Source organism: Serratia sp. CY82433, from assembly GCF_052166535.1.
Lineage (GTDB): Bacteria > Pseudomonadota > Gammaproteobacteria > Enterobacterales > Enterobacteriaceae > Serratia > Serratia sarumanii.
Map to the genome: position 1 here is coordinate 406,993 of NZ_JBJNOR010000003.1, position 26,004 is coordinate 432,996.

The 26,004-nt window shown below is 61.4% G+C and carries 23 protein-coding genes; 13 read left to right on the plus strand and 10 right to left on the minus strand.

Going from position 1 to position 26,004, the window contains the following annotated elements; translation table 11 throughout:
* Window positions 1-49 precede the first annotated feature (49 nt).
* Window positions 50-586, plus strand: a complete 537-nt coding sequence (gene hpt, locus ACJ8PI_RS18195; protein ID WP_048234659.1) for a hypoxanthine phosphoribosyltransferase — start codon at window positions 50-52, stop codon at window positions 584-586.
* 37 nt (window positions 587-623) lie between these two features.
* Here the strand turns inward: hpt and can are convergent, their stop codons facing one another.
* Entirely contained in the window at window positions 624-1,280 is a 657-nt protein-coding gene (gene can / locus ACJ8PI_RS18200) for a carbonate dehydratase (protein ID WP_033635923.1), read from the minus strand.
* 210 nt (window positions 1,281-1,490) lie between these two features.
* On the opposite strand from can, the gene ACJ8PI_RS18205 reads away from it, so the two are divergent.
* The 3 genes from ACJ8PI_RS18205 to ACJ8PI_RS18215 all read left to right on the plus strand — a co-directional run bounded on the left by ACJ8PI_RS18205 (window position 1,491) and on the right by ACJ8PI_RS18215 (window position 4,639).
* A complete protein-coding gene (locus ACJ8PI_RS18205; protein WP_049196066.1) occupies window positions 1,491-2,414 on the plus strand; it encodes an ABC transporter ATP-binding protein in 924 nt (307 codons plus the stop codon).
* Window positions 2,411-3,181 carry an ABC transporter permease gene (locus ACJ8PI_RS18210; RefSeq protein WP_033635921.1) on the plus strand — a complete coding sequence of 257 codons (771 nt, stop codon included), beginning with the start codon at window positions 2,411-2,413 and terminating at the stop codon, window positions 3,179-3,181. The genes ACJ8PI_RS18205 and ACJ8PI_RS18210 overlap by 4 nt, the downstream gene beginning before the upstream one ends.
* 177 nt (window positions 3,182-3,358) lie before the next feature.
* Window positions 3,359-4,639: a polysaccharide deacetylase family protein gene (locus ACJ8PI_RS18215; protein WP_033635920.1), complete on the plus strand. Its 1,281-nt coding sequence runs from the start codon at window positions 3,359-3,361 to the stop codon at window positions 4,637-4,639.
* Between the two features lie 34 nt (window positions 4,640-4,673).
* Here the strand turns inward: ACJ8PI_RS18215 and panD are convergent, their stop codons facing one another.
* The 3 genes from panD to panB form a co-directional block, all read right to left on the minus strand.
* On the minus strand, window positions 4,674-5,054 hold the full coding sequence (panD, locus tag ACJ8PI_RS18220; protein WP_004937544.1) for an aspartate 1-decarboxylase: 381 nt from the start codon (window positions 5,052-5,054) through the stop codon (window positions 4,674-4,676).
* Window positions 5,055-5,199: 145 nt separating this feature from the next.
* Window positions 5,200-6,054 carry a pantoate--beta-alanine ligase gene (gene panC / locus ACJ8PI_RS18225; protein WP_074026744.1) on the minus strand — a complete coding sequence of 285 codons (855 nt, stop codon included), beginning with the start codon at window positions 6,052-6,054 and terminating at the stop codon, window positions 5,200-5,202.
* A gap of 23 nt (window positions 6,055-6,077) precedes the next feature.
* Window positions 6,078-6,872: a 3-methyl-2-oxobutanoate hydroxymethyltransferase gene (panB, locus tag ACJ8PI_RS18230; protein ID WP_041036647.1), complete on the minus strand. Its 795-nt coding sequence runs from the start codon at window positions 6,870-6,872 to the stop codon at window positions 6,078-6,080.
* A gap of 166 nt (window positions 6,873-7,038) precedes the next feature.
* Between panB and qseB the strand changes: the two genes are divergently transcribed.
* Together qseB and qseC are read left to right on the plus strand one after the other, a co-directional pair.
* A complete protein-coding gene (qseB, locus tag ACJ8PI_RS18235; RefSeq protein WP_004937550.1) occupies window positions 7,039-7,701 on the plus strand; it encodes a quorum sensing response regulator transcription factor QseB in 663 nt (220 codons plus the stop codon).
* Window positions 7,698-9,056, plus strand: coding sequence for a quorum sensing histidine kinase QseC (gene qseC / locus ACJ8PI_RS18240; protein ID WP_048321935.1), 1,359 nt, complete (start codon window positions 7,698-7,700; stop codon window positions 9,054-9,056). The genes qseB and qseC overlap by 4 nt, the downstream gene beginning before the upstream one ends.
* A 5-nt stretch (window positions 9,057-9,061) precedes the next feature.
* Here the strand turns inward: qseC and folK are convergent, their stop codons facing one another.
* From folK to thpR, 6 genes are all read right to left on the minus strand, one after another.
* Window positions 9,062-9,562, minus strand: a complete 501-nt coding sequence (gene folK, locus ACJ8PI_RS18245) for a 2-amino-4-hydroxy-6-hydroxymethyldihydropteridine diphosphokinase (protein WP_060436638.1) — start codon at window positions 9,560-9,562, stop codon at window positions 9,062-9,064.
* Window positions 9,562-11,109, minus strand: a complete 1,548-nt coding sequence (gene pcnB, locus ACJ8PI_RS18250) for a polynucleotide adenylyltransferase PcnB (protein ID WP_072008431.1) — start codon at window positions 11,107-11,109, stop codon at window positions 9,562-9,564. Before pcnB ends, folK begins: the two co-directional genes overlap by 1 nt.
* 61 nt (window positions 11,110-11,170) lie before the next feature.
* Complete coding sequence (gene gluQRS, locus ACJ8PI_RS18255) at window positions 11,171-12,082, minus strand: tRNA glutamyl-Q(34) synthetase GluQRS (RefSeq protein WP_060439194.1); 912 nt, start codon at window positions 12,080-12,082, stop codon at window positions 11,171-11,173.
* A gap of 72 nt (window positions 12,083-12,154) precedes the next feature.
* Window positions 12,155-12,610 carry an RNA polymerase-binding protein DksA gene (dksA, locus tag ACJ8PI_RS18260; protein ID WP_004937569.1) on the minus strand — a complete coding sequence of 152 codons (456 nt, stop codon included), beginning with the start codon at window positions 12,608-12,610 and terminating at the stop codon, window positions 12,155-12,157.
* 183 nt (window positions 12,611-12,793) lie between these two features.
* Window positions 12,794-13,501, minus strand: coding sequence for a DNA/RNA nuclease SfsA (sfsA, locus tag ACJ8PI_RS18265; protein WP_004937572.1), 708 nt, complete (start codon window positions 13,499-13,501; stop codon window positions 12,794-12,796).
* Window positions 13,498-14,040 carry an RNA 2',3'-cyclic phosphodiesterase gene (thpR, locus tag ACJ8PI_RS18270; protein ID WP_033649609.1) on the minus strand — a complete coding sequence of 181 codons (543 nt, stop codon included), beginning with the start codon at window positions 14,038-14,040 and terminating at the stop codon, window positions 13,498-13,500. The genes sfsA and thpR overlap by 4 nt, the downstream gene beginning before the upstream one ends.
* 189 nt (window positions 14,041-14,229) lie before the next feature.
* Here thpR and hrpB point away from each other — a divergent pair, with 189 nt between their 5' ends.
* The 7 genes from hrpB to ACJ8PI_RS18305 all read left to right on the plus strand — a co-directional run bounded on the left by hrpB (window position 14,230) and on the right by ACJ8PI_RS18305 (window position 25,931).
* Entirely contained in the window at window positions 14,230-16,668 is a 2,439-nt protein-coding gene (hrpB, locus tag ACJ8PI_RS18275; RefSeq protein ID WP_193146624.1) for an ATP-dependent helicase HrpB, read from the plus strand.
* Window positions 16,669-16,786: 118 nt separating this feature from the next.
* Entirely contained in the window at window positions 16,787-19,279 is a 2,493-nt protein-coding gene (mrcB, locus tag ACJ8PI_RS18280) for a bifunctional glycosyl transferase/transpeptidase (protein WP_164134844.1), read from the plus strand.
* Between the two features lie 251 nt (window positions 19,280-19,530).
* The gene (gene fhuA, locus ACJ8PI_RS18285; protein WP_060453161.1) at window positions 19,531-21,729 is read left to right on the plus strand and encodes a ferrichrome porin FhuA; all 2,199 of its coding nucleotides are present in this window, start codon (window positions 19,531-19,533) and stop codon (window positions 21,727-21,729) included.
* A 47-nt stretch (window positions 21,730-21,776) separates the two neighbouring features.
* A complete protein-coding gene (fhuC, locus tag ACJ8PI_RS18290; RefSeq protein ID WP_164134843.1) occupies window positions 21,777-22,574 on the plus strand; it encodes a Fe3+-hydroxamate ABC transporter ATP-binding protein FhuC in 798 nt (265 codons plus the stop codon).
* Window positions 22,574-23,482, plus strand: coding sequence for a Fe(3+)-hydroxamate ABC transporter substrate-binding protein FhuD (fhuD, locus tag ACJ8PI_RS18295; RefSeq protein WP_164134842.1), 909 nt, complete (start codon window positions 22,574-22,576; stop codon window positions 23,480-23,482). Before fhuC ends, fhuD begins: the two co-directional genes overlap by 1 nt.
* Window positions 23,479-25,467: a Fe(3+)-hydroxamate ABC transporter permease FhuB gene (gene fhuB / locus ACJ8PI_RS18300; RefSeq protein ID WP_164134841.1), complete on the plus strand. Its 1,989-nt coding sequence runs from the start codon at window positions 23,479-23,481 to the stop codon at window positions 25,465-25,467. The genes fhuD and fhuB overlap by 4 nt, the downstream gene beginning before the upstream one ends.
* A gap of 311 nt (window positions 25,468-25,778) precedes the next feature.
* Window positions 25,779-25,931 carry a Hok/Gef family protein gene (locus tag ACJ8PI_RS18305; RefSeq protein WP_039567912.1) on the plus strand — a complete coding sequence of 51 codons (153 nt, stop codon included), beginning with the start codon at window positions 25,779-25,781 and terminating at the stop codon, window positions 25,929-25,931.
* Window positions 25,932-26,004: the final 73 nt, after the last annotated feature.

Genomic DNA, 26,004 nt, shown 5'->3' on the forward strand with positions numbered 1-26,004 from the left:
AGGCTATGCTAAACTCTGCGCCTTTCTTCCGGCAACTGACCTGAATACTATGAAACACACTGTAGACGTAATGATTTCCGAGCAGGAAGTTAAGACCCGTATCGCCGAACTTGGCCGCCAGATCACCGAACATTACCGCGACAGCGGCAGCGACATGGTGCTGGTCGGGCTGCTGCGCGGCTCCTTCATGTTCATGGCCGATCTCTGCCGCGCCATCGACGTGCCGCACGAAGTCGACTTTATGACCGCCTCCAGCTACGGCAGCGGCATGTCCACCACCCGCGACGTGAAGATCCTCAAGGATCTGGACGAAGACATTCGCGGCAAAGACGTGCTGATCGTGGAAGACATCATCGATTCCGGTAACACGCTGAACAAAGTGCGCGAGATTTTGGCGCTGCGCGGGCCGAAATCGCTGGCGATTTGCACCTTGCTGGACAAGCCTGAGCGCCGTGAAGTGCAGGTGCCGGTCGAATATGTCGGCTTCTCGATCCCGGATGAGTTCGTGGTGGGGTATGGCATCGACTACGCTCAGCGCTACCGTCACCTGCCGTACGTCGGCAAAGTGGTGCTGCTGGACGAGTAATTGATGTGGGGCGCGGCCAGCCGCGCCCGCGGCGGGGTTATATGCCCTTATCCTGCTTCAGTTTGGCTATCGCTTTGCGGTAGCCCATCTCCAGGCTCTCGCGGCTGGTCGCCAGCACTTCCATATCGCGCAGGCGGCCGTCCTGAATGCCGTACACCCAACCGTGGATCATCACCTTCTGGCCGCGCTTCCACGCGGACTGCATGATGGTGGAGTGGCCCAGGTTGTATACCTGCTCAATGACGTTGATCTCGCACAGCATGTCGAAACGCTGCTCCGGCGGCAGCTCGCCCAGCAGCGAGCTGTGCTTGTACCACAGATCGCGAATGTGCAGCAGCCAGTTGTCGATCAACCCCAGCTCCGGGTTTTCCACCGCCGCCTGCACGCCGCCGCAGCCCAGGTGGCCGCAAATGATGATGTGTTCGACTTCCAGCACATCTACCGCATACTGCACCACCGACAGGCAGTTAAGATCGGTGTGGATAACGAGGTTCGCCACGTTGCGATGGACGAACAGTTCACCCGGCTCGAGGCCGGTCAGGCGTTCTGCGGGAACGCGGCTGTCAGAGCAACCAATCCATAAGAAGCGGGGCTTTTGCGCCTGGGCTAAACGTTCAAAAAATTCCGGGTCTTCCTGGCTGATGTTGGCCGACCAGGCCTGGTTGTTGGCGATAAGCTCTTCGATTTCTTTCATGGAGGTGATTGACCCGTAACGGACAGATTGCGTTGGGGTAATATAGGGTAAGCGTCACACTTTGGAAATCGGAACAGTGGTGCAGCCTCATTTTACGCACGGATTCGACTCAGTGAAAACGTCGCCGATGCTAGGATTATCGTTAGTGTTTCAAGCCTCGCAAACAGGGGCGCGGCGGCATACTCATCGTCATAAGGTACTATTTTACATATGAATTATGCACTGGAATTAGCGCAGCTGACCAAGACTTACGCCGGTGGCGTCAAGGCGCTGCGCGGTATCGACCTGAGCGTCGAAGCGGGGGATTTTTATGCCCTGCTGGGGCCAAACGGCGCCGGAAAATCCACCACCATCGGCATCATCAGCTCGCTGGTGAACAAAACGACCGGCAGCGTGCGGGTGTTCGGTTACGACATCGATAAAGACATCGTCAACGCCAAGCGCCAGCTCGGCCTGGTGCCGCAGGAGTTCAACTTCAACCCGTTCGAGACCGTGTTGCAGATCGTGGTGAACCAGGCGGGTTACTACGGCGTCACGCGGCGTGAAGCGATGGCGCGCGCCGAAAAATACCTCAATCAGCTGGATCTGTGGGGCAAGCGCAACGAGCGCGCCCGCATGCTGTCCGGCGGCATGAAGCGCCGCCTGATGATCGCCCGCGCGTTGATGCATCAGCCGAAGCTGCTGATCCTCGATGAGCCGACCGCCGGGGTGGATATCGAGCTGCGTCGCTCGATGTGGGGCTTCCTGAAAGAGCTGAACGCCCAGGGCACCACCATCATCCTCACCACCCACTATCTGGAAGAGGCGGAGATGCTGTGCCGCAATATCGGCATCATCCAGAACGGGGAGCTGGTGGAAAACACCTCGATGAAGGGGCTGCTGGCCAAGCTGAAGTCGGAAACCTTCATCCTCGATTTGGCGGCGAAGAGCCCGTTGCCGAAGCTGGACGGTTACCACAGCCGCCTGACGGATACCTCGACGCTGGAAGTGGAAGTGATGCGCGAGCAGGGGCTGAACGGCCTGTTCACCCAACTGAGCGCGCAGGGCGTGCAGGTGCTGAGCATGCGCAACAAGGCGAACCGCCTGGAAGAACTGTTTGTCACCCTGGTTAACGGCAATGGAGAAAAAGCATGACGCGTTTGTATTGGGTGGCCTTGCAGAGCATCTGGGCCAAAGAGGTGAACCGGTTCGCGCGCATCTGGATCCAGACCCTGGTGCCGCCGGTGATCACCATGACGCTGTACTTCATCATCTTCGGCAATCTGATCGGCTCGCGCATCGGCGATATGCACGGCTTCAGCTACATGCAGTTCATCGTGCCCGGCCTTATCATGATGGCGGTGATCACCAACTCCTATGCCAACGTCGCCTCGTCGTTCTTCAGCGCCAAATTCCAGCGCAACATTGAGGAACTGCTGGTGGCGCCGGTGCCGACCCACGTGGTGATCGCCGGCTATGTCGGCGGCGGCGTGGCGCGCGGCATCTGCGTCGGCGTGCTGGTGACCATCATCTCGCTGTTCTTTGTGCCGCTGCAGGTGCACGCCTGGTGGGTGATTGCGCTGACGCTGCTGCTGACGGCGATCCTGTTCTCGCTGGCGGGGCTGATCAATGCGGTGTTCGCCACCACCTTCGACGATATCAGCCTGATCCCGACCTTCGTGCTGACGCCGCTGACCTACCTGGGCGGGGTGTTCTACTCGCTGTCGCTGCTGCCGCCATTCTGGCAGGCGGTGTCCAAGCTGAACCCCATCGTCTATATGATCAGCGGTTTCCGCTACGGTTTCCTCGGCATCAACGACGTGCCGCTGGCGTTCACCATGGCGGTGCTGCTGGCGTTTATCGCGGTGTTTTACCTGCTTTCCTGGTACCTGATCGAGCGCGGCCGCGGCCTGCGCAGCTGATGGTATCGCGCCCCCGCTTTTTCGGCGGGGGCGCTTTTCTTGATTTGGCGCAGGCGGCGCGTAAATCAATAGAATTGCTCAAATAACCGCTAGTTCCCCGTTGTTCAAATCGTGCTATGCTGGCGCTCCACATTTCCTTCACTTTAGTCATTACGCACTCGTAAGTAGAACATCATCATGCGGCCTCAATACACGTTAGCGGCTGGTTTCCTCGGCATTCTGATGTCGTTGGTTTCCCCTGTGAGCCTGGCGAATCTGCTGTCGGAAGACGGCGCGGTTAAATCTGAATACATGGAAGCGCAGCGCGATAGCGAAGTCTATGCGTTGGTGGGCGAGCATGTGATCCCGGTAGGAGAAGTGAAGCGCGGGCAGCTGATCCAGGTGTTCCCGGCGGATGCGGAATACTACGAATTCAAATTCGGGCACGGCACCGGCTTTATCGATAAAGATGACGTGCGCGAACTGAAGAAGTCGCGCAAGGTACAAGACGATCTGGGCGAGCTGAACAAACCGCTGACCAACCAGAATCTGATCACCCAAAAAACGATCGACGTTTATACCGCGGCGGACAAGGACAGCGAGGTCTTGGGCACGCTGGAAGGCAACCTGCGCTATCCGATCATCGGCAAGCTGAAGGATCGCCTGAACAACACCTGGTACGAGGTCAACATCGGCGAGCGGCTGGGGTTTGTCAATGAGCTGGACTGCGAGATAGATAGCGGCATACCGGTGCTGACCTATCATCACCTGCTGAAAAACGAAGAGAACAAGCGCTTCCGCCACACCTCGACCACCACCTCAGACGTGGCGTTTAGCAACCAGATGACCTACCTGAAGCAGGCGGGTTACGACACCATTTCGCTGTATCAGCTGGAAGCCTACCTGAAGAACCAGATCAACCTGCCGGGCAAGGCGATCGTGCTGACCTTCGACGACGGGCTGAAATCGGTTTATCGCTACGCTTACCCGGTGCTGAAGGATTACGGTTTCCGCGCCACGGCGTTCATCATCTCTTCGCGCATCAAACGCCACCCGCAGAAATGGAACCCGGACTCGCTGCAGTTTATGAGCGTCTCGGAGCTGAAGCAGATTCAGGACGTGTTCGACGTGCAGTCGCACACTCACTTCCTGCACCGCACCGACGGCAATCGCCAGCCGATTTTGCTGAGCCGTTCGCTGCACAATATCGAGTTCGATTTTGAGCGCTCGCGCCGCGCGCTGTCGCAGTTCAACCCGCACGTGCTGTATCTGTCCTACCCGTTCGGCGGCTATAACCAGCGGGCGATCCAGGCGGCGCAGGACGCCGGTTTCCATCTGGCGGTGACCACGGTGCAGGGCAAGGTGAAGCCGGGGGATAACCCCTATACGCTGAAGCGGCTGTATATTCTGCGCACCGACTCGATCCAGACCATGGCGGATCGGATAGCCAACAAGCCGGGCACGGTGGTGGTGCAGTAAGGAAGAACGGGCGCGTAAGGCGCCCGTTTTAGTATCAGGCGACCTGAACCGGCACGGCTTTCGCCTTGCGCTGCAGGTTGTTGTCACCTTCGAAATAGGCGACTTTCGGGTGGTGTTGGCGGGCGTCGGCGTCGGTCATTTGCACATAGGAGCAGATGATCAGTTTGTCGCCCACGCAGGCGCAGCGCGCGGCGGCGCCGTTAACCGAAATGATGCGCGAACCGCGCTCGGCGGCGATGGCGTAGGTGGAGAAGCGCTGGCCGTTATCCACGTTGTAAATATCGATCGCTTCATATTCCAGAATGCCGGCGGCCTCCAGGAAATCCTGGTCGATGGCGCAGGACCCTTCATAGTGCAAGTCAGCCTGAGTGACTTTGACGCGATGCAGCTTGCCTTGCAGCATAGTACGTATCATAGCTTTACCTAACTGAATATCGGCCTTCACAGGCGCTGGGGTTGAACATCTCTCCTGCATCCCTGCAATCTCTATCGTCACCGATTGCCCCACCATTGTCTACCAATGGTCAGCGGTCAAGGGTGACGACAGTATAAAAAACGGCTTACAGCGTCAGATCGACCTGCTGATTGTCGATAAGACGCGCCTTGCCCAGCCAGGCGGCCATCAGCACCACCGCCCGCTGGCTGTCCACCGTCAGTGGTTGCAGGCTGTCGGCGTCGCGAATAAACAGCTCATCCGGCGTAAAGCCGGCGGCGCGCAGCTGCTCGGCGGTCTGTTCCAGCAGCGTTTCGATATGGCGCTCGCCATTGGCCAACTGCTGCGCCAGCCCATTCATGATTTTGCTCAGCTGCGGGGCTACCTTGCGCTCTTCGGCGGTCAGGTAGCCGTTGCGCGAGCTGAGGGCCAGGCCGTCTTTGGCGCGCACGGTCGGTACACCGACGATGTCGATGTCGTAACCCATATCCGCCACCATTTTGCGGATCAGCGCCAGCTGTTGGTAATCCTTCTCGCCGAAGCAGGCCAAGTCAGGTTGCACCAGGTTAAACAGCTTGCTGACGATGGTGGAAACGCCGCGGAAGTGGCCCGGCCGGCTTGCGCCTTCCAGGATGGTGGAGATGCCCGGCACGTCGACGTAAGTCTGCTGCTCCAGCCCCTGCGGATAGACTGCAGCCGGGGCTGGCGCGAACACCAGATCGACGCCGCGGCGGGTCAGCTTCTCGCTGTCTTCCTGCAGCGTGCGCGGGTAGCGCGCCAGATCGTCCGGCCGATCGAACTGCATCGGGTTGACGAAGATGCTCACCACCACCACGTCGGCGCGGGCGCGCGCTTCATCGACCAGCGTCATATGGCCGTCGTGCAGGTTGCCCATGGTCGGCACCAGCGCGATGCGTTTGCCTTCCTGGCGCCAGCGGCGGATCTGCTGACGCAGCATCGGCAGGGTTTCGATAATAATCATTGGGTGACTCCTGGAACCATCGCTTAGTTAAAAGAGTGTTCAGCCGCCGGGTAGAGGCCTTGTTCCACTTCCTGAATGTAGTGCTGCACCGCCGTGCGGATATCGCCGCTCTGCGCCAGGAAGTTCTTGGCGAACTTCGGCGTGTGGCCGCCGGTGATGCCGAAGGCGTCGTGCATCACCAGGATCTGGCCGTCGGTGCCGTTGCCGGCGCCGATGCCGATGACCGGAATGGACAGCGCTTCGGTGATCTGGCGCGCCAGCTCGGTCGGCACACATTCCAGCACCAGCAGCTGAATGCCGGCCAGCTCCAGGTTCTGCGCGTCCTGCAGCAGCTGTTTGGCGGCCAGTTCGTCGCGCCCTTGCACCTTATAGCCGCCGAACACGTTGACCGACTGCGGCGTCAGGCCCAGATGGCCGCACACCGGCACCGCGCGCTCGGCAAGCATTTTCACCGTGTCGCACAGCCAACTGCCGCCTTCCAGTTTCACCATGTTGGCGCCGGCGCGCATCAGCTCGGCGGCGTTGGCGAAGGTCTGTTCCGGGGTGGCGTAACTCATGAACGGCAGATCGGCCAGCAGCAGGCAGGCCGGCGCGCCGCGGCGCACGGCGCGCGTGTGGTAGGCTACGTCGGCGACGGTGACCGGCAGCGTGGAGTCGTGGCCCTGCAGCGTCATGCCCAGCGAATCGCCCACCAACAGGACTTTGATGCCTTGCTCTTCAAACAGTTTGGCAAAGCTGGCATCGTAGGCGGTAAGGGTAGCAAACTTGCGTTGCTCCTGTTTGCACTGGCGCAAGTGGGTCACGGTGGTGGGTTTCATCACAACGTCTCCTGAAACGGGGCGTGCGGCTTGCGCAGGCCCAGGCTGCAAAAAAGTGCAGCCATTCTACTGTAACCCGATCGGGGTGGGTAGCGCGGATCGCCATGCTTAAGCGGTTCTTAAGAACCTTGTGGTGCAATGGCGCAATGACTGAAAAGGGATACTCATGCGAATTCTGCTGATCGAAGATGACAAACTGATCGGGGACGGCATCAAGGCCGGGCTGACCAAACTCGGCTTCAATCTGGACTGGTTCACCGACGGCGCCGTCGGCAAAAATGCGCTGGACAGCGCGCCGTACGACGCGGTGATCCTCGATCTCAGCCTGCCGGGCCTCGATGGCCTGGATCTGCTGCGCCAGTGGCGCCAGGCCGGGCAGGACGTGCCGGTGCTGATCCTCACCGCCCGCGATGCGCTGGAGCAGCGGGTCAGCGGGCTGCAAAGCGGCGCCGACGATTATCTGTGCAAGCCGTTCGCGCTGGCCGAAGTGGCGGCGCGCCTGCAGGCGCTGATCCGCCGTCGCCACGGCCAACTGATGCCGCAGCTGACGCACGGCAACGTGGTGTTTGACAGCGCCACCCGCAGCGTGAGCTGCAACGGCGAGCCGGTGACGCTGACGCCGCGCGAGTTGGCGGTGCTGGAGCTGTTTCTGCACAACAAGGGGCGGGTGCTGGCGCGGCCGTTGATTCAGGAGAAGCTGTACAACTGGGACGACGAGGTGAGCAGCAACGCGGTGGAGGTGCATATTCACCACCTGCGGCGCAAGCTGGGCAACGGCTTCATCCGCACCATTCACGGCGTGGGTTACACGCTGGGGGATGCGCCGTGAAGCGTCTCAGCCTGCGGCTGCGTTTGATCCTGATCTTCAGCCTGTTGGCGCTGATGACCTGGTGCACCGCCAGCGTGGTGGCCTGGGTGATGTCGCGCAACACCATCAATGAAGTGTTCGACACCCAGCAGATGCTGTTCGCCAAACGGCTGGCGACCGCCAACCTCGGCGATCTGCTGGCCGATGAAAGCGCGCGCAGCCTGCCGAAAACCAAGAAGCTGGTGCATCATGGCAAGCGTGGCGATCAGGACGACGACGCGCTGGCGTTCGCCATCTTCGATCGCCAAGGCAAGATGCTGCTCAACGACGGCGAGAACGGCGCCGATTTCCTGTTTGACGGGGAACGTGAAGGTTTTACCGACGGCGAGCGCAAAGGCGATGACGACAGCTGGCGCCTGCTGTGGCTGACCAGCCCGGATGGGCGCTATCGCATCGTGGTCGGCCAGGAGTGGGATTACCGGCGCGATATGGCGCTGGGCATGGTGACTGGCCAGCTGGTGCCCTGGCTGGCGACGCTGCCGGTGCTGATGCTGCTGATCGCGCTGATGGTCGGGCGCGAGCTGCGGCCGCTGCGCGCGGTGGCGGCCGGTTTGCGCCGGCGCGCGCCCGATGACGCGACGCCGTTGGACGCGCGCCAGGTGCCGACCGAGGTGCGTCCGCTGGTGGATGCGCTCAATGCGCTGTTCGCTCGCATCAACGCGTTGCTGGTGCGGGAGCGGCGTTTCACCTCCGATGCCGCGCACGAGTTGCGCAGCCCGCTGGCGGCGCTGCGGGTGCAGACCGAAGTGGTTCAACTGGCGGGGGACGATGCGCCGATGCGCGAGCACGCGCTGGACAATCTTACGGTCGGCATCGATCGCGCCACCCGGCTGGTGGATCAGCTGCTGACGCTGTCGCGGCTGGATTCGCTGTCGGATCTGGCCGAACTGGCGCCGATCGACTGGAACGAACTGGTGACGATGACCCTGGCGGAGCAGGATCGGCAGGCCCATGCGGCGGGCGTGACGCTGCGCTATGAACATCAGGGAACGCCGCCGCCGCGTCAGGGGGAAACCTTGCTGCTGTCGCTGCTATTGCGCAACTTGCTGGATAACGCGGTGCGCTATACCCCGCAGGGCGGCGTCGTCACCGTGACGCTGAGCGAACGTTCGCTGACGGTGGAGGACGACGGTCCGGGTGTCACCACGGAGCATCTGGCGCGGCTGGGAGAACGCTTCTATCGCCCGCCGGGGCAGGAGCAAACCGGCAGCGGGCTGGGCCTCTCGATCGTGCAGCGTATCGCCGGATTGCATGGTTTACAGATCGGCTTTGCCAATCGCCCGGCGGGCGGGTTCGTTGCGCGGCTGACGTTGTAGGCGGGTCAGGACTTGAGTTTTGGCTGATGCCACAGCGCCATGCCGTTTTCCGGTACGCGCTTGAGGCAGCTGGCGAGCGGCTCGCCATCGGGGAAAATCAGATCGGGAGCGATTTCCGCCAGCGGGTAGAGCATGAATTCGCGCTCTTTCAGACCGTAATGCGGCACCGTCAGGCGCTCGGTATGGATCACCTTGTCGCCGTACAGCATGATGTCCAGATCGAGCGTGCGCGGCCCCCAGCGTTCATCCTTGCGCACGCGCCCCTGATTGCGTTCTATCGCTTGGGTATGGTCGAGCAGCTGTTCGGGCGGCAACAGGGTATCCAGCGCCACCACCGCGTTGAGAAAGTCCGGCTGGTTTTGCGGCCCCAGCGGCTTGGTGCGGTAAAACGAAGAACAGGTGACCAGCCGGGTGCGCGGGAGATGCTCCAGCGCCTCCAGTGCGGCTTTAACCTGTTGCAGCGGCTGCGCCAGGTTGCTGCCCAGCGCGATATAAACGCGGATCATTATGCCCCTTCTTTACGCGGTGTCCGGCGGCGAGGGCGGCGTTGACGCGCGCGGCGCGGCGCCGGATCGTCCCCCAGGGTGCTCAGCATGGCTTTCTGCCGCGCCGGCGTGGCGTCCTGGAACTCGCCCCACCACTCGGCCAGACGCAGCATCTCCTGGTTGTCTTCCACTTCCGCACGCAGCGCCAGCAGATCATAGGCGGCGCGGAATTTCGGGTGTTCCATCAACTTGTGCGCGCGTTTGCCCTGGCGGCGGGACAGGCGCAGCTGCAGCTGCCAGATATCGCGTACCAGCGTGGTGATGCGTTTCGGGATGGCCAGCGAGCGGCACTGCTCGTCGAGTACGTCGTTCATCGCCAGCGCGAAGGCGTCGTAGTAGGCCAGGCCGCTTTCCTGCGCCAGCTTCTGCGCGTGCTCCAGCAGCGGGTACCACAGCATGGCGGCAAACAGGAACGCCGGGTTGACGCGCATGTCGTTCTGCAGGCGGTGATCGGTGTTCTTCAACACCTGCACCAGAATGCGCTCCATCGGCGTATCGTGGTTCGGCGTGAAGTTGCGGGCGATCAGCGGGAACAGCGGTTGGAACAGCTGGTATTCGCACAGCTTCAGGTAGGTCTGGAAACCGTAACCGGCCTGCAGCAGCTTGAGGGATTCTTCGAACAGGCGCGCCGGCGGGATCTCATGCAGCAGCGAGGCCAGGCGCGGGATCGGCTCGGCGGTCTCTTCGCTGATGCGCATATCCAGCTTGGCGGCGAAGCGCACCGCGCGCAGCATGCGCACCGGATCTTCGCGGTAGCGGGTTTCCGGATCGCCGATCAGGCGAATCACGCCCTGTTTCAGATCGTTCAGGCCGCCGACGTAATCGCGCAGGGTGAAATCCGCCACGCCGTAGTACAGGCTGTTGATGGTGAAGTCACGGCGCTGGGCGTCTTCCTCGATCGAACCGAAGATGTTGTCGCGCAGCAGCATGCCGTTTTGCGCCTGCTGAGACGAGTTCTTGTCGGATTCCGGGTTCTGTTCGTGGTGGCCGCGGAAGGTGGCCACTTCGATGATTTCCGGCCCGAACATCACGTGCGCCAAGCGGAAGCGCCGGCCGACCAGGCGGCAGTTGCGGAACAGCTTGCGCACTTGCTCCGGCGTGGCGTTGGTGGTGATGTCGAAGTCTTTCGGCTTTTTGCCGAGCAACAGATCGCGCACGCCGCCGCCGACCAGATAGGCTTCGTAGCCGGACTTGTTCAGGCGGTAAAGCACTTTCAGCGCATTTTCGCTGATGTCTTTGCGGGAAATCGAGTGCTGTTCGCGCGGGATCACGGTCATCGAGTCGTTGCTCTCGGCGATAGGAAAAGGCGGACGCTTGCGCGGCGTTGAGCGGCGGGCAGGGGCGTTGCTGCCGTTATCGGCGGCGCGCGGCTGCGGCGCAGGGCGGCTTGGCGCCGCGGCACGCTCTTCGCGGACTACGTTTTTATCGCCGGCCGCCGCGTCGTCGCGGGGCAGCTTGTCATCGCGGGTCAGTACCTTACGACAGAAGTTGGCTACTCGGGTAAAAATGGTACACCTCGATAGTGACTGATAAAAATGGAGCTAACAAAAAATAGCGGCTAATCATAGCTCACCATGGCTCCTTTGAGAATGCCGGCGTGTTTTCATCCAGAGGGATAGCCTCCTGACGCGGCACGTTTTCCAACCGCCAATGTGCGACCGCCCAGCTCAATAATAATGGCAGGTCAAGATCTTGCCAGCTTTCCGGCAGCGGTTGGCGCAGAAATTTCAGCGCGGCGACCAGCACCGGGCGCGGATCGCCGGCGGGCAACGCCGGCGCATGGTTTTGCTTCGACAGCTTGATGCCGTTGGCGCCCAGCGCCAGCGGCAGATGCACATAGGCGGGCACCGGCGCCTGCAGCTGGCGATAGAGGGCAATTTGGCGCACCGTCGGTTCGATCAGGTCGGCGCCGCGCACAATCTCGGTCACGCCCTGAAAATGGTCGTCGATCACCACCGCCAGGTTGTAGGCGAACAGCCCGTCGCGACGGCGAATGATAAAGTCTTCCCCCGCCAGCGCCGGATCGGCGTGCAATTCTCCCTGCAGGCGATCGTGGAACCCGTAAACGGGCGCGGTCTGGCGCAAGCGGATGGCGGCGCCCTGTGGGCCGAGCTGCAAATCGCGGCAGTGGCCGTCGTACAATCCGCCGATGTGCTGGATGCGGCTGCGGGTGCAGGTGCAGTAATAGCTGAGCCCCTGACGCTGCAACAGATCCAGCGCGGCGCGATAGGCGTCGTGACGTTGGGATTGATAGATGACCTGGCCGTCCCAGTGGAGACCATAATGTTCCAGCGCGGACAGGATGCGAGCGGCGGCGCCGGGGACTTCGCGCGGCGGGTCGATATCTTCGATGCGAACCAGCCACTGCCCGCGTTGGGCGCGAGCCTGAAGGTAGCTTCCCAGAGCGGCAATCAGCGAACCGAAATGCAGATCCCCGGAAGGCGATGGGGCAAAGCGCCCCACATAATGACTTTCTTGCATATCAGAGGGGAGTGGTTCCCTTTTCTCTGTGCGGCGCACGCGGGTGCGCACGCCGCAGCGGTAACAACGGTATTAGCCGGCCATCTGCTTTTCGCGGATCTCAGCCAGCGTCTTGCAGTCGATGCACAGATCGGCGGTCGGACGCGCTTCGAGGCGACGAATGCCGATCTCCACGCCGCAAGATTCGCAGTAGCCGAAATCATCGTCTTCCACTTTCTTCAGCGTTTTCTCGATCTTTTTGATCAGTTTGCGTTCACGGTCACGGTTACGCAGTTCAAGGCTGAACTCTTCTTCCTGGGTAGCACGGTCGGCCGGATCAGGGAAGTTGGCTGCCTCTTCTTGCATATGCGATACAGTACGGTCCACTTCGTCCCTGAGCTGGTTGCGCCACGCTTCAAGAATGCGCTTGAAATGCGACAACTGGGCGTCGTTCATGTACTCTTCGCCCGGCTTCTCTTGGTACGGCTCCACCCCAGCGATGGCGAGAATGCTCAAGGACGAGGTTTTACGGTTTTGCCCTTCTTGCATGTTGCTTCTCCTACATACACACGCACTATCGAATCCCCAATGCGGGGGAAAAACAGGCCGCTATAAATAACAGAAGGAAGGTAGGTTGGCAATTATTCCTGTCGCCCGCTTGACAATCGTGTGAAGGAGGGCGTATTTGGCGATCGTGCTGGCCGGTTGTCTATTTATAGGGACCCGACCGCGCTAATCGATAAAAAACGGCAGCTTATCGCAGAGATAAATACCGTCAGGTGATAACTTTGCCCCGTAGCAAACCACTTCCACTCCCAACTGCCGGACCTGTGCCAACAGCGCCGCATAGCGCTCATCTATATGATGTGCCGGTGCGACCTGCTCAATACCGCTGTGTAACACGGCAAAGAACAACACCGCCCGTTGCCCGCTTTCAACCACGCTGAGCAACTCACGCAGGTGCTTTTGCCCTCTGAGCGTTACCGCATCAGGAAAGTAACCACGTTGTTGTTGCAGTAATGTGACTGACTTAACTTCAATATAGCAGTTAACCCGATTTTCTGCCTGTAATAACAAATCGATACGGCTGTTTTCACCGCCGTATTTCACTTCGCCGCTGATTTTACTGTAACCGGATAATTCATTGATTAAATTGTGTTCGATCGCCTCGCGCACCAGCGCGTTGGCGCGCAGGGTGTTGACGCAGATCCAGTGCCCCTGTTGGGTATGGGTCAGTTCCCAGCTGTGGGCGTATTTGCGCTTGGGGTTATCCGAGGTGGAGTACCAAACGGTGTCGCCGGGCGTGGCGCAGCCGGTCATAGCGCCGGTATTGGCGCAGTGCAGCGTAAAGGTTTCCCCTTCCGGGGTGATCACGTCCGCCAGAAAGCGTTTGTAACGTTTTATCAGCGTGGCGGAACGCAGCGGTGGAGAGAAAATCATGCGGATGCCTGCGTGGCCAGCGGCCACTGTTCGAGGTGTTGGTAACGGGTGCGCCCGTTTTCGAACACCGACTCATACAAGGAAAAGGCGTCGGCGCTGAACGCCCAGCCCGGCGTCGCCGGCGGGATCGCCACCGGCTGGGTGGCGGCGCGCAGCAGCGTGATGTGCGGATGGAACGGCAACGCGCTTTGATGGCAGCCGCTGCGGGCGGCCTGCGAACGCAGCAGTTCGGCCAGCTGCAATAGCCCGCGCGGCGCGCGGCGGGTACCGAGCCAGACCACGCCGGGGCGCGGCCAATGGCCGAGATCGTCGAGCCGCATGCTGAAGCCGGGTTGCACGATGCGGCCGGCAAGTTTGCGCAGCGCCAGCTCTTTCTGCGCGGTGACTTCGCCGAGAAACGCCAGCGTCAGGTGCAAATTAGCCGCCGCCACCGGCCGGCCGGCCTCCGGCGCAAACGCCTCGGCGCGCCAGCGGATCACCTGCTGTTGCAGGGCATCAGGCAAGGACAGGGCGAAAAACAGGCGGCGCGAATTGGACATGGGGGCTCGGTAAATAATGACAAATCCGTCAGGAACAGATTTGAATGCGGCTTGCAGCGGCCTCGCGCGAAGCGGGACGCCTGGACGAGCTCCGTACTATAGCTAACGACGCCGCAGTTTGAAAGGCTACGGGGGCAAAGCTAATGCTACACTGTACGCCGTTTAACGTTAACCACCACGGAGAGTTCAGTGTCTTCATTGCCCGTCAGCGCGGTGCTTGATGAGTTGCTGGCTGCGTTGCAGTCCGCTCCTCAGGTACTGTTGCACGCCCCGACCGGCGCCGGTAAATCCACCTGGTTGCCGCTGCAGATCCTGGCTAAGGCCGGGTTGCCGGGGCGCATTATCATGCTGGAGCCGCGGCGGCTGGCGGCGAAAAACGTCGCTTATCGCCTGGCGCAGCAACTGGGGGAGGAGCCCGGCCAGACCGTGGGCTACCGCATGCGCGCCGAGAGTAAAAGCGGGCCGCAGACCCGGCTGGAAGTGGTGACGGAAGGCATTCTCACCCGCATGCTGCAGCAGGACGCCGAACTGCAGGGCGTGTCGCTGGTGATCCTCGATGAGTTCCACGAACGCAGCCTGCAGGCCGATTTGGCGCTGGCGCTGCTGCTCGACGTGCAGCAAGGGCTGCGCGACGATCTGAAACTGCTGATCATGTCGGCCACCCTGGACAACGCGCGCCTGTCGCAACTGCTGCCGGCAGCGCCGGTGGTGGTGTCCGAGGGGCGCAGCTTCCCGGTTGAACGTTTATATCAGCCGTTGGCCAGCCATCAGCGGCTGGAAGATGGCGTAGCGGCGGCGGTGAAGCGGTTGCTGGCCGAACAGCCGGGGTCTTTGCTGCTGTTCCTGCCGGGCGTGGCGGAGATCAATCGGGTGCTGGAGCGATTGACCGGCGAGGTGGCGAGCGATACCGATCTTTGCCCGCTGTATGGCGCGCTGCCTCTGGCGCAGCAGCAAAAAGCGATTCAGCCGGCGGCGGTTGGCCGCCGCAAGGTGGTGCTGGCGACCAACATCGCTGAAACCAGCCTGACGATCGAGGGCATTCGGCTGGTGGTGGACTGCGGCCTGGAACGCGTGGCGCGTTACGACGTGCGCAACGGTTTGACGCGGCTGGCGACGCAGCGCATCAGTCAGGCCTCGATGGTGCAGCGCGCCGGGCGCGCCGGGCGTCTGGAGCCGGGCATTTGCTGGCATCTGTTCGCCAAAGAACAGGCGGAGCGCGCGGCGGAACACGCCGAACCGGACATTTTACAGAGCGATCTCACCGGCTTTTGGCTCGAGTTGTTGCAGTGGGGTTGCCACGACCCGGCGCAGCTGACCTGGCTGGATGCGCCTCCTGCCGCCGCATTGGCAGCGGCCAGGGCGCTGTTGCACCGGCTGGGGGCCACGGATGACGGTGGCAAACTTACCGCACCGGGGCGCCAGATGGCCGCGCTGGGATGCGAGCCGCGGCTGGCGGCGATGCTGACCGCCGGCGCGGCGCTGAGTGCCGACGGCCTGGCGACGGCGGCGTTGCTGGCGGCATTGCTGGAAGAACCGCCGCGCGGCGGGCAGATGGATATCGGCTACTGGCTGAGCCGCCCGCAACCGAACTGGCGGCAGCGTGCCGCGCAGTTGGCCAAACGCCTGCCGCAACGTGCGGGGCAAGTCGACGTCGATCTGGCGCCGCGGCTGTTGGCACCGGCGTTTACCGATCGCATCGCCCAGCGGCGAGGCCAGGACGGCCGCTACCTGCTGGCCAACGGCATGGGGGCGGCGATGAATCAGGATGAGGCGCTGTCGCGCGCGCCCTGGCTCATCGTCCCCAGCCTGTTGCAGGGCCACAACAGCCCCGATGCGCGCATCCTGTTGGCGCTGCCGGTGGACATCGACGCGCTGGCGGCGCAGCTGCCGGCGATCGTCACGCAGCGCACGGCGGTGGAGTGGGATGACGAGAAGGGCACGCTGCGCGCCTGGAAGCGCCAGCAGATCGGCCGTCTGACGCTGCGCGCCCAGCCGCTGGCCAAACCGGCGGACGAAGAGCTGCAGCAGGCGCTGCTCGATTGGGTGCGTGCGCAGGGGCTGGCGGTGCTCAACTGGGAGGGCGCCGCCGAACAATTGCGGGTGCGCCTGCAGTGCGCGCAAGCCTGGCTGCCGGAGGCGGCATGGCCGGCGATGGATGAAGAGCCGCTGCTGGCGGCGCTGGAGCAGTGGCTGTTGCCGTCGCTGAACGGCGTGCGCGATCTGCGCGGCTTGAAGCAGGTCAACATCGCTGAGGCGCTGTCCCGCCTGCTGGACTGGCAGCAAAAGCAGCGGCTGGATAATGCGCTACCCACTCATTACACTGTGCCGACCGGCAGCCGCCTGCCGATCCGTTATGAGGCCGGCAAACCGCCGGCGCTGGCGGTGCGTTTGCAGGAGGTGTTCGGCGAGCAGCGCAGCCCGATGTTGGCGGAGGGTCGCATCCCGGTGGTGCTTGAGTTACTCTCACCGGCGCACCGGCCGTTGCAAATCACCGGCGATCTGGCGGCCTTCTGGCAAGGCGCCTACCGCGAGGTGCAAAAAGAGATGAAGGGCCGCTACCCGAAACACGTTTGGCCGGACGATCCGGCCACGGCGGTACCGACGCGCCGAACGAAGAAATATCAGTAGGTCGCGATCATTCAAGGTTTGGAATTCAGATGTTTCTTCTGGTCAGCGCTGCGGCGTAGGCACAGATTAAGCGACTAATCATGGCCGGCAGTGTCGGCAAGCTCGGAGAACAACAGCCATGGCTGGGGATGACCGCGAGCCCATCGGGCGCAAAGGAAAACAACCAAAAAATACCGCGTCGCGCAAGACGCCGCGCCGTCGCCGAGACGACGATTATGACGATTACGAAGAAGACGAGTATGACGATGATGAGTATGAAGAGGAGGAGGAACGCATGCCGCGTAAGGTAAAAGCGACTCCGCCGCGTAAAAAACGCCGCTGGCTCGGCCTGATTATCAAACTGATCCTGGTGATCGCCGTCCTGTTGGCGATCTACGGCGTCTATCTGGATTCCCAGATCCGCAGCCGTATCGACGGCAAAGTCTGGCAGCTGCCGGCGGCAGTGTACGGCCGCATGGTCAACCTGGAACCGGGCATGCCGTACAGTAAGAAGGAAATGGTCAACCTGCTGGAAGGCATGCAGTATCGCCAGGTCAGCCGCATGACGCGTCCGGGCGAGTTTACCGTGCAGGCCAACAGCATCGAGATGCTGCGCCGCCCGTTCGATTTCCCGGATGGTAAAGAAGGGCAGATCCGCGCCCGTCTCGATTTCCAGAACAACCGTCTGGCTAAGATCGAAAACCTGGACAGCGGCCGCAGCTTCGGCTTCTTCCGCCTCGATCCGCGCCTGATCACCATGCTGCAGTCGCCAAACGGTGAACAGCGTCTGTTCGTGCCGCGCGCCGGTTTCCCGGATCTGTTGGTGGATACGCTGATCGCCACGGAAGACCGCCACTTCTATGAGCATGACGGCATCAGCCCGTACTCCATCGGCCGCGCGGTGCTGGCCAACCTGACCGCCGGCCGTGCGGTGCAGGGCGGCAGTACCCTGACGCAGCAGCTGGTGAAGAACCTGTTCCTGACCAACGAACGCTCGCTGTGGCGTAAGGCCAACGAAGCCTATATGGCGCTGCTGGTCGATTACCGTTACAGCAAGGACCGCATTTTGGAGCTGTATCTGAACGAGGTGTACCTCGGCCAGAGCGGCAGCGACCAGATCCGCGGTTTCCCGTTGGCCAGCCTGTACTACTTCGGCCGTCCGGTGGACGAGCTGAGCCTCGATCAGCAGGCGCTGCTGGTCGGCATGGTCAAGGGCGCGTCGCTGTATAACCCGTGGCGTAACCCGAAACTGGCGCTGGAACGCCGCAATCTGGTGCTCAAGCTGCTGCAGAACCAGGGCGTGATCGACGGCGAGCTGTATGACATGCTGAGCGCGCGTCCGCTGGGCGTGCAGCCGAAAGGCGGCGTCATTACGCCACAGCCGGCCTTTATGCAGATGGTGCGTCAGGAGCTGCAGACCAGGCTGGGCGATAAGGTGAATGATCTGTCCGGCGTGAAGATTTTCACCACGCTGGATCCGGTGTCGCAAGACGCGGCGGAAAAAGCGGTCGAAGACGGCATCCCGGCGCTGCGCGCTGCGCGTCACGTGCAGGATCTGGAAGCGGCGATGGTGATCGTCGATCGCTTCAGCGGTGAAGTGCGCGCCATGGTCGGCGGCGCCAATCCGCAGTTCGCCGGTTTCAACCGCGCCATGCAGGCGCGCCGGCTGGTCGGCTCGCTGGCCAAGCCGCCGACGTACCTGACCGCGCTGTCCGAACCGGATAAATACCGCCTCAACACCTGGCTGGCGGATGCGCCGCTGTCGCTGAAACAGCCGAACGGCGCCGTCTGGCAGCCGAACAACTATGATCGCAAATTCCGCGGTCAGGTGATGCTGGTGGATGCGTTGGCCAACTCGCTGAACGTGCCGACGGTGAACCTTGGCCTGTCGGTGGGGCTGGATCAAATCAGCGCCACGCTGCAACGTCTGGGCATCCCGAAAGCGGAGATCAATCCGGTGCCTTCGATGCTGCTGGGGGCGATCGGCCTGACGCCGATGGAAGTCGCGCAGGAGTACCAGACCATCGCCAGCGGCGGTAACCGTGCGCCGCTGTCGGCGGTGCGTTCGGTGATCGCCGAAGACGGCACGGTGCTGTACCAGAGCTTCCCGCAGGCCGAACGCATGGTGCCGGCGCAGGCCGCTTACCTGACGCTGTACGCGATGCAGCAAGGCGTGGCGCGCGGGACGTCCCGCTCGCTGTCGGTGAAGTTCCCGAACTACAACCTGGCGGCGAAAACCGGTACCACCAACGATCTGCGCGACAGCTGGTTCGCCGGCATCGACGGCAAGGAAGTGGCGATCGCCTGGGTGGGGCGCGACAACAACGGCCCGGCCAAGCTGACCGGCGCCAACGGCGCGTTGACCCTGTATCGTCGTTATCTGGAAAACCAGACGCCGCTGCCGCTGATGCTGCAGCCGCCGGAAGGCATTAACCAGATGAGCATCGACTCTGCCGGCAACTTTATCTGCGGCGGCGGCAGCTGGCGCACCATCCCGGTCTGGACCGACAATCCGCAGGGATTGTGCCAGGCCAGCCAGGCGGCGGTGCAGCAACAGCAGCAACCGGCGGCGGGTGAGCAAAAAGATGGCGATGGCGTCGCCGGCTGGATCAAGGATATGTTCGGCCAGTAATCGCTACCGGGGCGTCGGCCCCGGTGAAAATTTTTTCTTTGTTATTAAGCCCGTAACCTTGGTTGCGGGCTTTTTTATTTTTTCGCTCGTTTTATTTCCCTGTTAACCGCATGGCTAAGCGCCTAATCCTTAACCTATTTGCCCCATGAATTCGGCTTGCAGTTTAATTTGGCTTCTGCATAAAATGCGACGCTTATAATAATTATTATCGTTTACATTCTTCATTTAATAATTCATCAGAGAAATCAACTATGCCGACCAAGCGTCTTTCGTCATCCGCGGCCAAGCAGGGCCGTACCCCCGTCAGCGCGTTAGCGATCACCGTCGCTGCGGCGTTGGGCACGCTGGCGATGCCGGCTTTTTCCGCCGACGCCAAGCCGGCCGCCAAGGAAGACACGATTACCGTTGTGGGCGGCAGCAATACCGCCCAGCAGGAAAGCGCCTGGGGGCCGGTCGGCACCTATGTCGCCAAACGCAGCGCCACCGGTACCAAAACCGATACGCCAATCGAGAAGAACCCGCAGTCCGTTTCCGTAGTGACGCGTGAAGAGATGGACATGCGTCAGCCGGATACGGTGAAGGGCGCACTGGCCTATACGCCAGGTGTGATGATTGGAAATCGCGGTGCCTCCACCGCCTATGATGCAGTGAACATCCGTGGTTTCAGCTCGGTAGGTACCAATATGTATCTGGATGGCCTGAAACTGCAGGACGATAACTATTCGATTTATCAGATAGACCCTTACTTCCTTGAGCGAGCGGAAGTACTGCGCGGACCGTCTTCGGTATTGTACGGCAAAAGCAACCCTGGTGGGGTGGTCGCGCTGGTCAGTAAGCGGCCGACAACAGAGACGCTGCGCGAAGTTCAATTCAAAATGGGGACAGATAATCTGTTCCAGACCGGTTTTGACTTCAGTGACGCTTTGGATGATGCGGGGGTTTACTCATATCGTCTGACGGGGGTGGCGCGCGATGAAGATCAGCAGCAGGTTGGCGAGAAAAGTAAACGTTATGCTATTGCTCCTTCCTTCAGTTGGCGACCTGATGATCGCACTTCTTTGACTTTCCTCAGCAGCTTCCAGGATGATCCTAGCGTTGGCTTCTATGGCTGGTTGCCGAAAGAAGGTACGGTGCAAAATGGTATCAACGGTAAGTTACCGACCAGTTTCAACGATGGTGAGCCTGGCTATAACAACATTTCCCGCAAGCAGCAAATGGTCGGATATGCCTTTGAGCATAGTTTTGATGATGTTTGGACCGTGCGCCAAAACCTGCGTTATTCGAAAATGGATGTGGACTACCGTTCTATTTACGGCCTAGGCATTGATCCAGATAATTCAGCTGAGCTGAAGCGTGGCGTGATGAATTCCAAAGAGCATATGTCCAGCTTTGCGGTCGACACACAGGCACAGGCTAAATTTGCGACCGGGCAAGTTGACCATATCTTGTTGATGGGTGTGGATTATATGCGTATGCGCAATGATGTTGTGTATCAATATGGCAGTGCATCCAATCTGAATGTCATCGCTCCACAGTACGGCAATCGGAGCTATACCATTACCGGTGGTGCCAGTCAGGTTAACCGTCAGGAGCAGACCGGCCTGTATGTGCAAGATCAGGCTGAATGGAACAACTGGGTTCTGACGATGGGGGGGCGCTATGATTGGAGCGATACCAACAGCACCAATCGCCTGAACCAGAATTCCGTCTCTAAGCAGCAGGATAACCAGTTTACCGGCCGTGCTGGCTTGAACTATGTTTTCGAAAACGGCATCGCGCCTTATGTCAGCTACAGCGAATCGTTTGAGCCAACCTCAGGCACTGATTTCTCAGGCAATACATTTGCTGCCTCTAAAGGCAAGCAGTATGAGGCTGGGGTTAAATACGCACCTAAGGATCGTCCGATCACCGCCAGTGTGGCGTTTTACCAGTTGACTAAAACCAACAATAAAGTGGCTGACTTAGAACATCCGTTCTTTAGCGTCCAGGGTGGGGAGGTCCGTTCTCGTGGGATTGAGTTGGAGGCGAAAGCGGCCTTGTCGGCTAACCTCAATCTGTTGGGCTCTTACACCTACACGGATGCTGAATATACTAAAGATACTTCGCTACAGGGGAATACACCTTCCGCTATCCCTAAACACATGGCTTCTCTGTGGGCGGATTACACCTTCCATGAAACTGCGATTAGCGGTTTGACCTTGGGTTCAGGCGTTCGCTATGTTGGCTCCAGCTATGGTGACGAGGCCAATACGTTTAAAGTGAAGGATTACACGGTGTTTGATGCCGCGATAAAATATGATCTGGCGCGTTTCAATTTGCCGGGCTCTTCGATTGGCATCAATGTGAACAACCTGTTTGATAAGGAATATGTCTCCAGCTGCTTTGCTACCTATGGCTGCTACTGGGGCGCAGAACGCCAGGTGGTCGCCACCGCAACCTTCCGTTTCTAACCGGATAGCCGGGGCGGCACTGCGTCGCCCCGGACAAAGCAGGATCTATGCAGGACAAACTTCTTAATCTCGGCGCGACCTTCGCGCTGGATAACGCCAGCTTCGCCGTCCCCGGCCGGGTGCTGTTGCAACCGCTGTCGCTCAGTTTTCCCCAGGGCAAAGTCTGCGGCCTGATCGGCCATAACGGTTCCGGTAAATCCACCCTGTTGAAACTGCTCGGGCGGCATCATGCGCCCAGCGGCGGCCAGGTGTTGCTCAATCGGCAGCCATTGGCGCAGTGGGACAGCAAATCCTTCGCCCGCCAGGTGGCCTACCTGCCGCAGCAGTTGCCGGCGGCGGAAGGCATGACGGTGCGCGAGCTGGTGGCCGTCGGCCGCTATCCGTGGCACGGCGCGCTGGGGCGTTTTGGCGCCAACGATCGCCAATTGGTGGAGGAGGCCATCGCGCTGGTGGGGCTGAAGCCGTTCGCCAACCGCCTGGTGGACAGCCTCTCCGGCGGCGAGCGCCAACGCGCCTGGCTGGCGATGATGGTGGCGCAGGACAGCCGCTGCCTGCTGCTTGACGAACCGACCTCGGCGCTGGACATTGCGCACCAGGTCGAGGTGCTGGCGCTGATCCAGCGCCTGAGCCGCGAACGCGATCTCACGGTGATCGCCGTGCTGCACGACATCAACATGGCGGCACGCTACTGCGACCATCTGGTGGCGCTGCGCGGCGGTGAAATGATCGCCCAGGGCGGCCCGCTGGAACTGATGCAGGGGCCGGTGCTGGAACAAATTTACGGTATTCCTATGGGCACGTTGCCGCACCCGAGCGGCGGCGCGCCGGTGAGTTTTGTCTACTGATGTCCTCTGCATTCACTTCTTCTCACGATCCGCTGCGCCGCCGTTTGTTGATGGCGCTGGCGCTGTCGCCGCTGTTGGGTTCGTTGCCCGGCCGAGCGGCGGATGCGCCGCCGGATATCGCCCGCGTTGCGGCGCTGGAATGGCTGCCGATCGAACTGCTGTTGGCATTGGGCGTGACGCCGCTGGCGGTGGCCGATGTGCATAACTACAACCTGTGGGTGGCGGAGCCGAAGCTGCCGGCGACGGTGGTCGACGTCGGCCAGCGCACCGAACCTAACCTCGAACTGCTGCAGCAGCTCCAGCCTTCGCTGGTGTTGCTGTCGCAAGGCTATGGCCCAACGCCGCAAAAAATCCAACCCATCGCGCCAACCATGAGCTTTGGCTTCAACGACGGCAGCGGCAAACCGCTGACCGTCGCCCGCCAGTCGCTGATGGCGCTGGGGCAACGATTGGGCATAGAAAGCCGCGCGGTACAGCACCTGGCGCAGTTTGACCGCTTTATGCAGGACGCGCGTCAGCGCCTGCAAAGCTACACCCAGCAACCGCTGCTGCTGTTTTCGCTGATCGACACGCGCCATGCGTTGATCATCGGCCAGAAAAGCCTGTTCCAGGAGGCGATGGATCAACTGGGCATCCGCAACGCCTGGCAGGAAGAAACCAATTTCTGGGGCACGGCGGTGGTGGGCATTGAACGGTTGGCCACGGTGCGTAATGCCCGGGTCATCTATCTCGATCACGGTAATCAGGCGATGATGGACAAGGTCAGCGCGACGCCGCTGTGGCAGTCGTTGCCCTTCGTGCGGCAAAACCAGCTGCGGCAGGTGCCGGCGGTGTGGTTCTACGGTGCCACGCTGTCGACGATGCGGTTTTGCCGCCTGTTGGCGCAGGCTCAGGAGAGTGCGTCATGAGTTCGGGCATCCGGAAATTGCCGCTGACGCTGATCCTGCTGTTGCTGGCGGCGGCAGGTGGCCTGACGATATACAACCTGGCGCAGCAGCTGCCGCCGGCGCAATGGGCGCGGGCGCTCAGCGCGCCGGACATCGACGACGTGCGGCAAATGCTGTTCCATTACAGCCTGTTGCCGCGGTTGACGGTGTCGCTGTTGGCCGGCGCCGGTCTGGGGTTGGTCGGCGTGCTGTTCCAGCAGGTGTTGCGCAATCCGTTGGCGGAGCCGTCGACGCTCGGCGTCGCCGCCGGCGCGCAGCTTGGCCTGACCATCGCCACGCTGTGGGTGCTGCCGGGAGGTGAGTTTACCCGCCAGTTGGCCGCTATGGTGGGCGCGATTGTGGTGGGCGGGCTGGTGTTCGGCGTCGCCTGGGGCAAACGGATGTCGCCGGTCACGCTGATTCTGGCCGGGCTGGTACTGGGGCTGTACTGCGGCGCGGTCAACAGCCTGTTGGCGCTGTTTAATTACGATCAGCTGCAGGGCATGTTCCTGTGGGGCACCGGCGCGTTGAACCAACAGGACTGGAGCGCCGTGCGGTTCCTCCTGCCGCGTTTGCTGGTGGCTGGCCTGTTGGCGGCGCTGTTGCTGCGCCCGCTGACGCTGCTGGGGCTGGACGACGGTGTGGCGCGCAACCTGGGGTTAGGGCTATCGATGGCGCGCTTCTGTGCTTTGGGGTTGGCCATCATCTTCAGCGCCATGTTGGTGAGCGCGGTGGGCGTTATCGGCTTTATCGGCCTGTTTGCACCGCTGATGGCGAAGATGCTGGGGGCTCGCCGCCTGGCGCACCGCATGATGCTGGCGCCGCTGCTGGGGGCGCTGTTGCTGTGGCTGACCGATCAGGTGATGCTCGGGGTAACGCAGGTGTGGCGCGAGATCCCGACCGGCGCAGCCACCGCGCTGTTCGGCGCGCCGCTGCTGCTGTGGCTGCTGCCGCGTTTGCGCAGCGCCGCCACGCCGCCGCCGATGAACCTCGGCGACAAGGTGCCTGCCGAACGCGGGAATCTGCCCGGCTGGATCCTGGTGGGCGGCCTCGTGCTGCTGATCGGCCTGGCGCTGGCGCTGATGCTGGGCAAAAATGCCGGCGGCTGGCACTGGAGCCTGGGCGCGGAACTGGACGCTCTGCTGCCGTGGCGCTGGCCGCGGGTGTTGTCGGCGCTGGCGGCGGGCATGATGCTGGCGGTCGCCGGCACGCTGATCCAGAAGTTGACCGGCAACCCGATGGCCAGCCCGGAAGTGTTGGGCATCAGCTCCGGCGCCGCTTTTGGCGTCGTGATGATGCTGTTTATGGTGCCGGGCGACGCCTTCGTGTGGCTGCTGCCCGCCGGCAGTCTGGGAGCGGCCGCCACGTTGCTGATCATCATGATCGCCGCAGGCCGCGGCGGTTTCTCGACCGAACGCATGCTGCTGGCCGGTATCGCGCTCAGCACCGCCTTTACCACCGTCATCTTCCTGCTGTTGGCCAGCGGCGATCCGCGTATGGGGGGCTTGCTGACCTGGCTCTCCGGTTCGACCTATTCGGTGGAGCCGGCGCAGGCGCTGCGCACCGCGCTGATCGCCGCCGGATTGCTGGTATTGGCGCCGCTGTGCCGCCGCTGGCTGACCATCCTGCCGCTCGGCGGCGCCACCGCCCGTTCTGTGGGCATTGCGCTGACGCCGGCGAGGTTGAGCATTCTGTTGCTGGCTGCCACCCTGACCGCGATGGCGACCCTGACCGTAGGGCCGCTGAGCTTTGTCGGGCTGATGGCGCCGCATATGGCGCGCATGCTGGGCTTCCGCCGCGCGCTGCCGCAAATGGTGATCGCCGCGCTGCTGGGCGGCTTGCTGATGGTGTTTGCCGACTGGTGCGGACGGATGCTGCTGTTCCCGTATCAGATCCCCGCCGGGTTATTGGCGACCTTTATCGGTGCACCGTACTTCGTGTATCTGTTGCGTAAGCAGACCTCGTAAGCGGCATCTCGGCTGCGTTTTCTCTGTCATCAAAGGCTCCGCGTTGCTGGGCCTTTTTTATTTTTCATGATGTTGCAAGGCGCTGCGAACGGATGCGCAAAAACGATATTGCGTGCGAAAAGGAACGCGAGGCGTGGCGGTGAGATGAATATACTGCGGGCGGGTGCTCTGGATCTTTGTCTCTGGAGCTTCTGCGAAAGGTACAAAGAGAAAAGCCCCGAGTCGATATCCATCAACCCGAGGCCTACTCTAACGCGTCACAACGTTAAGTTAGCCTCTTACCCGCCGCGAGGCAAGGAGAAGAAGGCATGATGCCGAACAAACGCAGCCCGTTAAAACTGGTGATTATTTGTGTCACTGTAATATCACTGGCATGGATAACCCGCAGCACGCTGTGTGAGCTGCGGATCCGAGCGGGCACTACGGAGGTTGCGGCCATTTTGGCTTACGAATCAGAACGGTAAGGCAACCCGGCGGCGGGGGCGGTGCCTCCGCCGGCCGGCAGTCGATGCGTTGATCCAGGAGCACCCATCCGCT